Source organism: Nitrobacter sp. Nb-311A, assembly GCF_000152905.1.
Taxonomy (GTDB): Bacteria; Pseudomonadota; Alphaproteobacteria; order Rhizobiales; family Xanthobacteraceae; genus Nitrobacter.
Map to the genome: position 1 here is coordinate 390,221 of NZ_CH672417.1, position 12,909 is coordinate 403,129.

Genomic DNA, 12,909 nt, shown 5'->3' on the forward strand with positions numbered 1-12,909 from the left:
GCTTCTGATTCCATCAGAAGCGGAAAAGCTCTAGGACGGTGTTGCGCCGTTGGCAAGACGCTTCGCGCCGCATCGTTTGCCATCAAAAGCCATCACAACGCGCGCAACTTCGTGCGGCCGCAACGATCGAAGCCGCGGCAACAGCGCGAACCGCGCAGTCACTATTTCTGGCAGTTCTACTCGATGACGCCGCAGGCAATGCGGCCCCCGGCCTCACCGGTCGGGTCCGTCTTGTAGTCGTCGGCGGCGGCGTGGATGACGATGGCCGTGCCGTCCGGCTTCAGAACCGAATTCGGCTTGTCCTTGTCCAGCGTGACGGCGGTATTGACCACTTCGAACTTCAATTCGCCGGAAGCAGGCATGACGATGTTCGGCAGGTCTCCGGCGTGATGGCCACCGGCCGCCATCATGCCGTGCTTCTTATTGTCCGGATTGAAGTGCCCCCCTGCCGATTTGAAAGGCGGCTCACATTTTCCGACGGCGTGAATGTGGAACGCATGCTCCCCAGCGGGAAGGCCCTTCAGAGTGGCCTTAAAGAGAACGCCGTCATTGACCTGTATGAGTTCGACTTTACCCACATCGGCGCCTTCGAGGTTTTTCAGCAGAGCCTTGGCCGAATTGGCAGAAACCGCGGTCACGCTCAGGGCAAGAAGAGCCGTCGTTGCGAACAGGGCACGAGCGATCATGGGAAATCTCCGCTGCGGAATCAGGGCTTCAGGAAAGTATCGTTGTTGTGGCCCTTATAACAGCAGCTACCGACGGCGGCCAGCCACATCAGAGCCCGCTGAACGAATTGTAACCCTGATCTTCCCAATAGCCGCCCTTGTAGTGATTGGTGACCTCCATGGAGATCACGTACTTCGGATTTTTGAATCCGAGCTTGGTCGGGACCCTGATCTTCATCGGATAGCCGTACTTGCGCGGCAGGATTTCTCCGTCGAACTTGAATGTCATCTGGGTCTGCGGATGCAGAGCTGTCGCCATGTCCAGCGGGCTGTTATAGCCATCGACATCGGCGCACTGAAACCAGCAATATTTCGCGCTTGTATCTGCGCCGATCAACTTAAGGAAATCGCGCAGCGGCGTCCCGCTCCAGCTTCCGATCGCGCTCCAGCCCTCGACGCAGACGTGCCGCGTGATCTGGGTAGCTTGCGGCAACTGGTAAAGTTCATCGAGCGTCCACGATTTCTCGTTATCGACCAGACCTCTCACCTCGAACCTGTAGTCCTCGCCGTCGATATCCGGCGCCTCGTCCTCGGCATAGTAACCGTTGAACGGAAACGGCCGCGTGATGTCGGCCTCCGTATAGGTCGGCGCCAGCGTGTTCGGGTTGAAGATCGCGGCCTGCACCTTGTCATTGAATTTCGAAATCTGAATCAGCAGGCGTTCCGCCGATAAACTGTCGGACACCTCGCATCCGGTCAGCAAGGTCAGCGCGCCAAGGCTGGCCCCGCTCGCGATAAAACGACGGCGCGCCGGATCAGGCAGCAATTTCGCGGCGTCCTTGACCAGAAGCTTCTTATCGACGCCCGGGATCAGAAGCGAACGGAACCGGCGCATGACTCAAATTCCCAGCTAGTGACCGGCGATCATGGCGCGCAGGCTCTTTGGCACCAGCAGCGCGAGCGCGACATGCACGACGAGAAAGGCAACAATCAGCGCCATGCAGATGAAATGCACATAGCGCGCGAGGTCATAACCGCCGAACATGGCGGTTAGCCATTGAAACTGGACCGGCTTCCAGATCGAAAGACCCGACAGCACCACCACGATCCCGGCGACGATGACGAACGCGTACAAGAGCTTCTGCACCTGATTATATCGCGATAGATCGTCATGAGACAGCCTTCCGGCCAGCGCCGCCCTGGCATCGGCCGCCACGCCCGAGGCCGTGATCGGCAGCAGCTTGCGACGGAAGCGACCGGTGGCGAGACCAAGCAAGAGGTAGATGAGGCCGTTGACCATCAACAGCCACATCGTCGCAAAGTGCCACAGCAACCCGCCCGCGAGCCATCCGCCAAGCGTGACAAAGGGCGAGAAGGTGAAATTGAACAGCGGCGAGGCATTGTAAATCTGCCAGCCTGACAGAATCATCACGATCATCGCGGCAGCATTGATCCAGTGAGAGATGCGCACCCACGCCGGCTGGATCGCTTTGGCAGGTTGAGATACCACGGGGCGATCACCGGCTGGAATACTCGTCATGGTTCGATCCAGATATTCACATGCCCGTCAAATAACGGAGCTTGTAGGTATACTCGAAGGCATTCCCGCATATCATCCCGGGCTTGCGCGATATCCGCTTCACAAAAGCGCGAGCCCGGCCGTCCGCCCGCTCGCGCCCCCCCCCCCCCGCTGCGTCGCCTTGCAAAATGGGCAACCTTGTCATCCAAACTGCCGTCCCGATCGCGCTGCGGGCGGATATATGATCGCTAACGGAAAGCCGTCATGAACGCCAACCTGTTTTCGCGCCTGTTCGACGAACTCCACGACGCGGATCTGCTCGCGATCGAAACCCTGCAAGGACGGCGCATCAGCTATGGCGATTTGATCGCATTCTCGGGACGGCTGGCCAATATCCTGGTGGCGCGCGGCGTCAGGCCGGGCGATCGCGTGGCGGTACAAGTCGAAAAGTCGGTGCCAAATCTTGCGCTCTATCTCGCCACCGCACGCGCCGGCGCGGTCTATCTGCCGCTTAACGACGCCTATACGCTCAACGAACTCGACTACTTTATTGCCGACGCCGAGCCGTCGCTGGTCGTCTGCGACCCGTCGAAGGCGGAGGGCATTCAGGCGATCGCATCGAAGGTGAACGCCAAGGTCGAGACGCTCGACGCCAAGGGCAAGGGATCACTGACCGCAGCCGCCGCGACAGCAAAGCCGGACTTCATGACGGTCGCGCGCGGCGGCGAAGACCTTGCGGCGATCCTCTACACGTCAGGCACAACCGGGCGATCCAAAGGCGCGATGCTGACGCACGATAATCTGACATCGAACGCTTTGAGCCTGGTCGATGCCTGGCGCTTCACCGAAAAGGACGTGCTGATCCATGCGCTGCCGATCTACCACACTCACGGATTGTTCGTGGCGAGCAACGTCACTCTGTTTGCACGCGCCTCGATGATTTTTCTTTCAAAGTTCGATCCCGACGTTGTCATCAGGATGATGGATCGGGCTACGGTGCTGATGGGCGTGCCGACCTTCTACACGCGCCTGCTGCCACATCCGGCGCTGACGATAGAATCGACCAGGCACATGCGGCTATTTATCTCCGGTTCTGCGCCGCTGCTTGCCGACACCCACCGCGCGTGGTCGACCCGTACGGGTCATGCCGTGCTCGAGCGTTACGGCATGACGGAAACCGGCATGAACACGTCAAACCCTTATGACGGCGATCGCGTTCCCGGAGCCGTCGGTCCCGCGCTGCGTGGGGTCTCGGTCCGCGTCACCGATCGGGAGACCGGAAAGGAGCTGCCGCGCGAGAGCGTCGGCATGATCGAGGTCAAGGGTCCGAACGTGTTCAAGGGCTACTGGAGGATGCCGGAGAAGACCAGAACCGAATTCCGCCACGACGGCTTCTTCATAACGGGCGACATCGGCAAGATCGACCAGAGGGATTACGTGCACATTCTCGGGCGCGGCACGGACCTCATCATCACCGGAGGGCTCAATGTCTATCCGAAGGAAGTCGAAAGCGAGATCGATGCGCTGGCGGGCGTGGTCGAGAGCGCCGTCGTCGGCGTGCCTCATCCGGATTTCGGTGAGGGCGTTACGGCGATCGTGGTCCGCAGCAGGGACGGAGGTCCCACGGAGGAACAGGTGCTGAAAGCGCTGGAGGGTCGGCTGGCGAGGTTCAAGATACCAAAACACGCGATCTTTGTCGATGAATTGCCTCGTAATGCGATGGGCAAGGTGCAGAAGAATATTCTGCGGGACAAATATGCCGGTCTCTACAAGAACGGCTAGTGTGACGATTCAGACGTTCGCTTTCGGTGCCCAGCGAGTCTGCCAGGCGAACGTTTGGACCTAAACCACACTAAGAATTATAAAGTTGCTCGCGTCCTTTTGATTCCGAAGTTCGCATCAAAGGTTACTGCAACGGTATATACGAACTTCGGAGCCGGGACACGAGGCTGTCGCGAGCCGAAAACCCCTCGGCGGCTTTCGGCCGCTTGGTGTTAAGTAAATGTGAAGACATAGTTCTGAACAACCATTCGCATAAGGGCGATTTTGAACGTTGCGCAGGCTGGCTTAACTTCATAAATATATGAACAGAATTGCTTGTCGCAGATCCCAAACCGGACTTGCGCCGCGCGCCCCTAACCAGCGAAGCCATCGATGACCGTCAGGATCGAACGCCCGCTTTCGCCGCACCTTCAGATTTACCGCTGGACCCTGACGATGGCATTGTCCATTGTTCATCGCGCCACCGGTGTGGCGCTCTATTTCGGAACGCTGCTATTGGTCTGGTGGCTGATGGCCGTGTCATCCGGACCAGGCGCTTACGCTGCGGTCCAGTCCTTTACGTCGAGCTGGGCCGGACGGCTGATTGCGTTCGGGTACACATGGGCGCTGATGCATCACATGCTGAGCGGCGTTCGTCACCTCGTTTGGGATCTCGGTTACGGATTCAAGCCCACCGAGCGTGAATGGCTGACCCGGGCAGCGCTGATCGGCGGCATTCTGCTTACGGTACTGCTCTGGATCGCGGTCTATGCGATCGGAGGCGGAGGACGATGACTGCACAGCCGCCATCCGGCGCGAAGTCCATGCGTACGCCGCTGGGGCGGGTTCGTAATCTTGGCTCGGCACACTCCGGAACGACGGATTTTTGGCGCCAAAGACTCACCTCGGTCGCCATGATCTTGCTCATCATACCGATGGTCGTGGTGATGATGATATTGCTCGGCCGCAACCAGGCGGGCGCGGCGCAGATTCTCGGCTCGCCGCCGATCGCCATCATCATGCTGCTGTTCGTTGTGGCCAGCATCTGGCATATGAAGATCGGGATGCAAGTGATCATCGAGGACTACGTGCACGACGAAAAGCTGAAACTGGCGTCAATCATGGCGAACAATTTTTTCTCCGCCACTCTGGCGCTGACCGCCGCTTATGCCATTTTTAAACTGTCATCCGGAGTCTAGTTCATGGCCGGAAACGGCAACGCGGCGGCGGCCGTCAACGGCAAGGCCTATCCGGTCGAAGACCATACTTACGATGTCATCGTCGTCGGCGCTGGCGGGGCCGGCCTGCGAGCCGTCGTAGGTTGCGGCCAGGCCGGCCTGCGCACCGCCTGCATCACCAAAGTCTTCCCCACCCGTTCGCACACCGTGGCGGCGCAGGGCGGTATTTCTGCCTCGCTCGGCAACATGCACAAGGATGACTGGCGCTGGCACATGTACGATACCGTGAAGGGATCGGACTGGCTCGGCGATCAGGATTGCATCGAGTACATGGTGCGTAACGCGCCGGAGGCGGTCTACGAACTCGAGCACTGGGGCGTTCCGTTCTCCCGCACCGAAGAGGGCAAGATCTACCAGCGTCCATTCGGCGGCATGACCATCGACTACGGCAAGAGCCAGGCCCAGCGCACCTGCGCCGCCGCCGACCGCACCGGCCATGCCATGCTGCACACGATGTACGGCCAGGCGCTGCGCCGCGCTGCCGAATTCTTCATTGAATTCTTCGCCATCGACCTGATCATGGACGATCAGGGCGCTTGTCGCGGCGTCATCGCATTGAAGCTCGACGACGGCACGCTACACCGCTTCCGCGCCCAGACCACCATTCTCGCAACCGGCGGCTTTGGACGCATCTACGCGTCCTGCACCTCGGCGCACATCTGCACCGGCGACGGCGGCGGCATGGCGCTGCGCGCCGGTTTGCCGCTGCAGGACATGGAGTTCGTCCAGTTCCACCCGACCGGCATTTACGGTTCGGGCTGTCTCGTCACCGAAGGCGCGCGCGGCGAAGGCGGCTATCTCGTCAACGCCGAAGGCGAGCGCTTCATGGAGCGCTATGCGCCGTCCGCCAAGGACCTCGCCTCGCGCGACGTCGTCTCGCGGGCGATGACGATCGAAATTCGCGAAGGCCGCGGCGTCGGCAAGAAGAAAGACCACATCTTCCTGCACCTCGACCATCTCGACCCGAAAGTGCTGCACGAACGGCTGCCGGGCATTTCGGAAACGGTAAAGATCTTCGCCGGCGTCGACGTCACCCGCGAGCCGATCCCGATCGTGCCGACAGCGCACTACAACATGGGCGGCATCCCCACCAACTTCCACGGCGAGGTCGTTATCAAGCGGAGCGGTGACAATAATGCGGTCGTTCCTGGTCTGATGGCAGTGGGTGAAGCCGCCTGTGTCTCCGTACACGGCGCCAACCGGCTTGGCTCCAACTCGCTGATCGATCTCGTGGTATTCGGTCGCGCCGCCGCCCGGCGCTGCGCCGAGAAGCTCACCCCCAATGCCGAGCAGCCCGATCTCCCCGCGAACTCCAGCGACATGGCGCTCGGACGTCTCGACAAGTTCCGCTATGCTTCCGGCGGCACGCCGACCGCCAGGCTGCGCGAAAACATGCAACGCGTGATGCAGGCCAACTGCGCCGTCTTCCGCAACCGAGATACCCTGGCGGAAGGCCAGAAACTGATTCATGAAGTCTACGAGGGAAGTGCCGACATCGCCGTGTTCGACCGTTCGCTGGTATGGAACACGGACCTGATGGAGACGATGGAATACGACAACCTCATTTCCCAGGCGGTGGTGACGATGGATTGTGCCGCCAACCGTACCGAGAGCCGCGGCGCCCATGCGCGCGAGGATTACCCCCAACGCGACGATCAGAACTGGATGAAACATACGCTGGCCGGGCTAAGCGATCGCGGTGTCACCACGATCGACTATCGTCCGGTACACGACTACACAATGAGCAACGACGTTCAGTATATTCCCCCGAAGGCGCGGGTATATTGATCCAAACCCAAACGTCATGCGCGGCCTGACTTGCGCATCTATCACTTTCGCGAGCAGAGGATTCCCGGATTAAGACAGCAATGCCGGACAGACAGCAAGGACGCACCGATGGTTAAATTCGCGCTTCCGAGAAACTCAAAGGCGACCAGCGGCAAGACCTGGCCGAAGCCGCAAGGCGCGACGGAGACGCGCGAATTCAAGGTCTATCGCTGGAATCCGGACGACGACGAAAATCCACGTATCGACACCTTCCATGTCGATGTGCATGAGTGCGGCCCAAGGGTGCTCGACGGCCTGATCTGGATCAAGGACCACATCGATCCGACCTTGACCTTCCGCCGTTCCTGCCGCGAGGGCGTGTGCGGTTCCTGCGCGATGAACATCAACGGCCAGAATACGCTGGCATGCACCAAGTCGATGCACGACGTTTCCGGCGACGCGGTGAAGATCAATCCGCTGCCGCATCAGCCGGTCGTGAAGGATCTCGTTCCCGACCTCACAAATTTTTACGCGCAATACGCCTCGATCGAGCCGTGGCTGAAGACCACGACGCCGACCCCGCAGAAGGAATGGCGGCAGAGCCGCGAGGACCGCGCAAAGCTCGACGGTCTCTACGAATGTATTCTATGCGCCTGCTGTTCGACGGCATGTCCGAGCTACTGGTGGAACAGCGATCGCTTCCTCGGTCCCGCCGCCCTGCTGCAAGCTGCGCGCTGGGTTACCGACTCACGCGATGAAGCCACCGGCGAGCGTCTTGACTATCTGGAGGATCCGTTCCGGCTCTATCGCTGCCACACCATTCTGAACTGCACCAAGGCTTGTCCGAAGAGTTTGAATCCGGCGGAAGCCATCGCCACGCTGAAGCTGAAGCTGGTCGAGCGTCAGGTCTGATTCCCGTGCGATAACACCCCGCACGGGCAGGCTTCAATCCGCGATCGCTACGATCTGGAAGCGCCCATAACGACAACGGATTCGCAGCCGAGGATACCCGCACGCCTTGCCTGAGCGTTTCATCGCGGGTCAGAATCGACCATCGCCGCCACGCGAAAGTAGGCAATGCGAATGAAGGCATTCGTCATCCATCGGCAAAACCACAGCCAGGAGGACGGCCTTCATACAAAAAGTGCCTGCAAGTTCCATGACGAGCACTCGGGATCAAGACCTCGCCCCGGAACATCACACTGCGGAAGCAGTTATCACTGCTCATCTGAACAACTGTCGGGTTTGGACGAAACCTGTCATTTGGACAAAGCGATCTTAAAGGAATGCTCGATGGGTGATGAACCGACGGAAGTGCCGCCCGCGAAACCAGGCCGTCCGACGGAACCACCCCGCGAAGATCCGCCTGGAAATCCACAGCCCGGCCCGGACATTGCGCCGCCGAAGCAGGAGCCGGACGCGCCCGCTCCTCCGCAGGAATTACCGGGTCATTTGCCGGACGAGTTGCCGACGCAGAATCCTCCGACACCGCCGGCGCAACCTCCCGCCACGATGTAATCGCCCAGCGCCAAGCAAGACGTCAGAGATGCGATTGATGGGCGAGGAATGCCGCATGCGCTTGAAGGCTTGAAAAAACTGGCCTTCGGGGAGGATTGGCCTTGCCACATTGCAGCCGTATCGCTGTCGGTTGATCGCATGTCCCGCCACTGCCAGTCGGCTTCGAATCCTATTGCCGAAATTTCCATTGGAAAAAATATCATGATGAACGTTCGCCTGGTCCTGCTCGCCACGTCGGCTCTCACTGTCTCCTCGCTGATGATGGCCCCTTCACGGGCGCAATCCGGGCCGGTCCAATTCGCGCAGGCGGCCCCGTCGGCCGAGAGCGGAGACAAGGAAAAGCGGAAAGGGCCGCCAAAAGCTCCCGCCGCTCGTACCGCGCCGACAGCAGGGGCCTCAAAGTCTGCGACGCCGATGCCTCATCCAGGACCCAAGGCGCCCGGGTCTCCGGCTATCGTGCGTCCGCGTCCTGCTATACCACCGACCGCCGCACCGTCGCGGCCGGCAACATTGCCCCAGCGCGCAACGCCTCCCGCTTCTCCAAGCCCGCCGAAAGCCGCGCCCCCACCACACCCGGCTACGCCTCCGGCCGCCCCGAAGCCGCCCGCGCCTTCCGCCGCCGCACCGCCGCCCGCTGCAACAAAATCGGCCCCGGCGACGTCTGTTCCGACCGCGCAACCCCACACCGCGCGCCCCACGACGCCGCCCGCCAGCGCGGAACCGAATGCAATGCGCCGCGACGGGCGAGGCCGTGGCGGATTCGACCGCGACCACGGGGAGCCTGGTGGTCCCGGTGAGCGCGGAAAAGGCGCTGCGCCCGCGCCGAAGCCCACTCCGGCGGCCGGCCCGACTCAGGTCGCGCCAACCACAAATCCCACATCGCCCCGCGCGGCGCCGGTCTCGCCATCCCCTTCGGCGGCTCCGCCCGTGGCCGCTCCGGCAGCCCCTGCAACCAGCCCGAACGGGACCAAGGCGGGATCTGCACCTTCCGCCCCCGGCGGCCGGACTGCGGGGCCGGCAGGCGCGCCAGCTTCCCGTCAGGGGCCGCCGACCGTCGCGGCTCCCTTACCTCCGCCGCCGCCGGTCGCCGACAAGATCGTCGCACCCGGAGCGCCGTCACAGGGGCCTCGCCGCATGGAAGATTTTCGCTCTGAACGGCGAGAAACGCAGCAAGGCGGCCGCACCATCATCACCGAACCGGGCCGCGTCATCGTGCGTGATCCGAGCGGACAGTCGTTCATCCGGCATAACGAGGATGACCGCTTCCGCCGTGGCGCGCGCGATATCCGGCAGGAGCGTGTCGGTAACGACACCCGCACCGTCGTGGTGCGGCCGGACGGCACGCAGATCATCACCGTCAACGATCGTGACGGGCGAATGCTGCGGCGACTCCGCCGTGACCCGCGCGGTCAGGAAGTGGTCATCATCGATAACAGGCCTGGCTTCGGCGGTGGCCGGGGCGGTTCGCTCGCCGCAGGCGTCGCCGCCGGCATGATGGCCGGCGCGATCGGTGGCTACTTCGTTTCGCTGCCGCCGCCGCACATCGGAATTCCGCAGGATCGCTACATTGTCGACGCGGACGGCGCGCCGCCCGAGGTGATCTATGACACTCTGATGGCGCCGCCGGTGGAGTCGATCGAGCGTCCTTATACGCTCGACGAAGTCCGCTACAGCCCGATGGTGCGGGCGCGGATGCCGAGCATCGATCTCGACACCATCAATTTCGAGACCGGATCGTGGGATATCCCGGACGATCAGGCCGCGAAACTCCAGGTGATCGCCGACGGCATCAATCGTGCGATCTCGCGCAATCCGAGCGAGGTGTTCCTGATCGAAGGCCATACCGATGCGGTGGGCAACGACGTCGACAACCTGTCGCTGTCGGACCGCCGCGCGCAATCGGCCGCGGAACTGCTGACGCAGCAGTTCCAGGTGCCGCCGGAGAATCTGGTGACTCAGGGCTACGGCGAGCAAAACCTCAAGGTGCAGACCGATGGTCCGTCGCGGGAGAACCGGCGCGTCACGGCGCGCCGCATCACGCCGCTCCTAAACGGCGGAACCGCCTCAGCCGCCCCGCCACCGCCGCGCTGATACGAAGTTCACCAACGCAAATGGCCGGGAGCGATCCCGGCCATTCTTTTCATGCGACAGCGAAGAGACATCCGATTCGCTCTTCATGGAATATGGCTACCATCGTGCCGCACAGTGCCGTCAGGCACTCAACGATTTCGTCGTCGGACAATCCTACAGCCCCAGCTTCTTCCTGCGCTGGCCGAGCGTGCGCAACCGCAGCGCATTGAGCTTGATGAAGCCGGCCGCGTCGCGATGATCGTAGGCCACCGCGCCTTCCTCGAAGGTGACGAGGTCCTGGTCGTACAGCGAGTACTTGCTGTCGCGGCCGACCAGGATGACGTTGCCCTTGTAGAGTTTCAGCCGCACCTGTCCGGTGACGTAGCGCTGACTCTGGTCGATCGCGGCCTGCAGCATCTCGCGCTCCGGCGAGAACCAGAAGCCGTTATAGACCAGCTCGGCATATTTCGGCATCAGTTCATCCTTCAGATGCGCCGCGCCGCGATCGAGCGTGATCTGCTCGATGCCGCGATGGGCGACGAGAAGAATGGCGCCGCCGGGCGTCTCGTACATGCCGCGCGACTTCATGCCGACGAAACGGTTCTCGACCAGATCGAGCCGGCCGATGCCGTTGGCGCGGCCGAGTTCATTCAGCTTCGCGAGCAAGGTGGCGGGAGACATCTTGTTGCCGTCAATGGCGACGGCGTCGCCCTTGTCGAAATCGATCGTGATGCAGGTCGGCTGGTCCGGCGCGGCCTGCGGATCGATAGTGCGCGAATAGACGTAATCCGGCACTTCCTGAGCCGGGTCTTCCAGCACCTTGCCCTCGCTGGAGGCGTGCAGAAGGTTGGCGTCGACCGAGAACGGCGCCTCGCCGCGCTTGTCCTTGGCGATCGGGATCTGATGCTGCTCGGCGAATGCGATCAGTTGCTCTCGTGAACGCAAATCCCACTCGCGCCACGGCGCGATGATGGTGATGTCGGGCTTCAGCGCATAATAGCCAAGCTCGAAACGAACCTGATCATTGCCCTTGCCTGTCGCGCCATGCGCGACCGCGTCGGCGCCAACCTTCTCCGCGATTTCAATCTGCTTCTTCGCGATCAGCGGCCGCGCGATCGAGGTACCGAGCAGATACTGCCCCTCATAGACCGCATTGGCGCGAAACATCGGGAAGACATAATCGCGAACGAACTCCTCGCGCAGATCCTCGATGAAGATGTTCGCATCCTTGATCCCGAGCAACTGCGCTTTCTTGCGCGCGGGTTCCAATTCCTCGCCCTGACCGAGGTCGGCGGTGAAGGTCACGACCTCGGCGTCGTAGGTGGTCTGCAACCATTTCAAAATAATCGAGGTATCGAGCCCGCCCGAATAGGCAAGCACGACCTTCTTCACCTTCTTGCTCATGGAAATCCTGTGGAATAACGTGAATTCGGCGGGACTATAGGCGGAACCGAACCCCGCGCAAGGTCCGACCGCTCATACCGGCTTCTGCGGCGCGGGCGCCGCGCCGACATCGCGGCCTCGCCATCGCTGCCGCATGCGATAGCCCGGCCAGGCGAAGCGGGTCAACGCAGCATCGATCCCGGCGTCGCTCTTGCGGGTCGACGGCCATCGGTAGATGTAGCCGTGAACCAGCCATATCACTAGAAACGCCACCAGGCCCGCCGTCGCCACGTCGGTGAAGAAATGGCCGCCGAAGGCCATCCGCAGCACGCTGGTGACCGCGCCGAACGCGATCGCCCCCGCATAAGCCAACGGCCGCCATGCGGGCGGCGTCAGCGCCGCCGGCGCCAGGGTCCAGAACGCGGTCGCGCCCTCGCCGGAGAAGAAAGAGCAGTTTTTGCCGCACTCGCCGCGCGGATCCCACCACGGCATGAATTTCCATGGGCCGTTGAATTCCGTCACCATCACCGGCCGGGGCCGGCCCCAGTAGGTCTTGAACGTCAGGTTGGTCAGGATTCCCGCGCTGAACAGCATCGTGATCAGCAGAAACGCAACGGCCCGGCCGGACATCATCAGCGGACGATCCGGACGAAACATCTTGACGACCAGCGCGATGATCGCAGGAAGCGCAAACCCCCATGCAATCCACATCGCGGCATTGCGCGCGAACGAGGCGAGCGCATCGGACCCGAGCGGAAAGGCCTTGGTCGCGGGATCATAGAACAACGCCGCGAGGCGAAGATCGTATTCGGGATGGATCCCGAACACGAGCCCGATCACGAGCGCAAGTCCAAGCGCGATGATAAATCCGGCGCGGTTCATGAGGCGCGGTTTAGAACATGATCGCGACCCGAAGGGCCGTGCCAGCGCAAAGTGGAAACCGGCTTTCGGACAAGATCATGCTCGATCAAAATTAAGGTTGGAGTCT

At 61.7% G+C, this 12,909-nt stretch carries 13 protein-coding genes; 7 read left to right on the top strand and 6 right to left on the bottom strand.

What is annotated here, in order from left to right; all coding sequences use genetic code 11:
* Positions 1 to 176: 176 nt before the first annotated feature.
* The 3 genes from NB311A_RS13125 to NB311A_RS13135 form a co-directional block, all read right to left on the bottom strand.
* Positions 177 to 686: a superoxide dismutase family protein gene (locus NB311A_RS13125; protein WP_009799075.1), complete on the bottom strand. Its 510-nt coding sequence runs from the start codon at positions 684 to 686 to the stop codon at positions 177 to 179.
* 88 nt (positions 687 to 774) lie between these two features.
* Entirely contained in the window at positions 775 to 1,560 is a 786-nt protein-coding gene (locus tag NB311A_RS13130) for a molybdopterin-dependent oxidoreductase (RefSeq protein ID WP_009799076.1), read from the bottom strand.
* A gap of 15 nt (positions 1,561 to 1,575) precedes the next feature.
* On the bottom strand, positions 1,576 to 2,205 hold the full coding sequence (locus tag NB311A_RS13135) for a cytochrome b/b6 domain-containing protein (protein ID WP_009799077.1): 630 nt from the start codon (positions 2,203 to 2,205) through the stop codon (positions 1,576 to 1,578).
* A gap of 243 nt (positions 2,206 to 2,448) precedes the next feature.
* Here NB311A_RS13135 and NB311A_RS13140 point away from each other — a divergent pair, with 243 nt between their 5' ends.
* The 6 genes from NB311A_RS13140 to NB311A_RS20640 all read left to right on the top strand — a co-directional run bounded on the left by NB311A_RS13140 (position 2,449) and on the right by NB311A_RS20640 (position 8,468).
* Positions 2,449 to 3,966: a malonyl-CoA synthase gene (locus NB311A_RS13140; protein WP_009799079.1), complete on the top strand. Its 1,518-nt coding sequence runs from the start codon at positions 2,449 to 2,451 to the stop codon at positions 3,964 to 3,966.
* Positions 3,967 to 4,338: 372 nt separating this feature from the next.
* Positions 4,339 to 4,740, top strand: a complete 402-nt coding sequence (gene sdhC / locus NB311A_RS13145) for a succinate dehydrogenase, cytochrome b556 subunit (RefSeq protein WP_009799080.1) — start codon at positions 4,339 to 4,341, stop codon at positions 4,738 to 4,740.
* A gap of 29 nt (positions 4,741 to 4,769) precedes the next feature.
* Positions 4,770 to 5,144 (top strand): succinate dehydrogenase, hydrophobic membrane anchor protein, encoded by a 375-nt coding sequence (sdhD, locus tag NB311A_RS13150; RefSeq protein ID WP_207382379.1) that lies wholly within the window; start codon positions 4,770 to 4,772, stop codon positions 5,142 to 5,144.
* A gap of 3 nt (positions 5,145 to 5,147) precedes the next feature.
* Positions 5,148 to 6,971, top strand: coding sequence for a succinate dehydrogenase flavoprotein subunit (sdhA, locus tag NB311A_RS13155; RefSeq protein WP_009799082.1), 1,824 nt, complete (start codon positions 5,148 to 5,150; stop codon positions 6,969 to 6,971).
* Between the two features lie 108 nt (positions 6,972 to 7,079).
* Positions 7,080 to 7,862 carry a succinate dehydrogenase iron-sulfur subunit gene (locus NB311A_RS13160; RefSeq protein ID WP_009799083.1) on the top strand — a complete coding sequence of 261 codons (783 nt, stop codon included), beginning with the start codon at positions 7,080 to 7,082 and terminating at the stop codon, positions 7,860 to 7,862.
* A 381-nt stretch (positions 7,863 to 8,243) separates the two neighbouring features.
* Positions 8,244 to 8,468: a hypothetical protein gene (locus tag NB311A_RS20640; protein ID WP_083780454.1), complete on the top strand. Its 225-nt coding sequence runs from the start codon at positions 8,244 to 8,246 to the stop codon at positions 8,466 to 8,468.
* A 577-nt stretch (positions 8,469 to 9,045) separates the two neighbouring features.
* Here NB311A_RS20640 and NB311A_RS23205 read toward each other — a convergent pair.
* Positions 9,046 to 9,453: a hypothetical protein gene (locus NB311A_RS23205; protein ID WP_371256514.1), complete on the bottom strand. Its 408-nt coding sequence runs from the start codon at positions 9,451 to 9,453 to the stop codon at positions 9,046 to 9,048.
* Positions 9,454 to 9,602: 149 nt separating this feature from the next.
* Between NB311A_RS23205 and NB311A_RS23210 the strand changes: the two genes are divergently transcribed.
* Positions 9,603 to 10,559, top strand: a complete 957-nt coding sequence (locus tag NB311A_RS23210) for an OmpA family protein (protein ID WP_009799085.1) — start codon at positions 9,603 to 9,605, stop codon at positions 10,557 to 10,559.
* Between the two features lie 153 nt (positions 10,560 to 10,712).
* Here the strand turns inward: NB311A_RS23210 and NB311A_RS13180 are convergent, their stop codons facing one another.
* Both NB311A_RS13180 and NB311A_RS13185 read right to left on the bottom strand, forming a co-directional pair.
* Complete coding sequence (locus NB311A_RS13180) at positions 10,713 to 11,942, bottom strand: argininosuccinate synthase (protein ID WP_009799087.1); 1,230 nt, start codon at positions 11,940 to 11,942, stop codon at positions 10,713 to 10,715.
* A 72-nt stretch (positions 11,943 to 12,014) separates the two neighbouring features.
* Positions 12,015 to 12,803: a phosphatase PAP2 family protein gene (locus tag NB311A_RS13185; RefSeq protein WP_009799088.1), complete on the bottom strand. Its 789-nt coding sequence runs from the start codon at positions 12,801 to 12,803 to the stop codon at positions 12,015 to 12,017.
* Positions 12,804 to 12,909 lie beyond the last annotated feature (106 nt).

Coding starts and splice junctions, on each gene's coding strand:
- NB311A_RS13125 (WP_009799075.1), bottom strand. CDS start 686: ATGATCGCTCGTGCCCTGTTCGCAACGACGGCTCTTCTTGCCCTGAGC.
- NB311A_RS13130 (WP_009799076.1), bottom strand. CDS start 1,560: ATGCGCCGGTTCCGTTCGCTTCTGATCCCGGGCGTCGATAAGAAGCTT.
- NB311A_RS13135 (WP_009799077.1), bottom strand. CDS start 2,205: ATGACGAGTATTCCAGCCGGTGATCGCCCCGTGGTATCTCAACCTGCC.
- NB311A_RS13140 (WP_009799079.1), top strand. CDS start 2,449: ATGAACGCCAACCTGTTTTCGCGCCTGTTCGACGAACTCCACGACGCG.
- sdhC (WP_009799080.1), top strand. CDS start 4,339: ATGACCGTCAGGATCGAACGCCCGCTTTCGCCGCACCTTCAGATTTAC.
- sdhD (WP_207382379.1), top strand. CDS start 4,770: ATGCGTACGCCGCTGGGGCGGGTTCGTAATCTTGGCTCGGCACACTCC.
- sdhA (WP_009799082.1), top strand. CDS start 5,148: ATGGCCGGAAACGGCAACGCGGCGGCGGCCGTCAACGGCAAGGCCTAT.
- NB311A_RS13160 (WP_009799083.1), top strand. CDS start 7,080: ATGGTTAAATTCGCGCTTCCGAGAAACTCAAAGGCGACCAGCGGCAAG.
- NB311A_RS20640 (WP_083780454.1), top strand. CDS start 8,244: ATGGGTGATGAACCGACGGAAGTGCCGCCCGCGAAACCAGGCCGTCCG.
- NB311A_RS23210 (WP_009799085.1), top strand. CDS start 9,603: ATGGAAGATTTTCGCTCTGAACGGCGAGAAACGCAGCAAGGCGGCCGC.
- NB311A_RS13180 (WP_009799087.1), bottom strand. CDS start 11,942: ATGAGCAAGAAGGTGAAGAAGGTCGTGCTTGCCTATTCGGGCGGGCTC.
- NB311A_RS13185 (WP_009799088.1), bottom strand. CDS start 12,803: ATGAACCGCGCCGGATTTATCATCGCGCTTGGACTTGCGCTCGTGATC.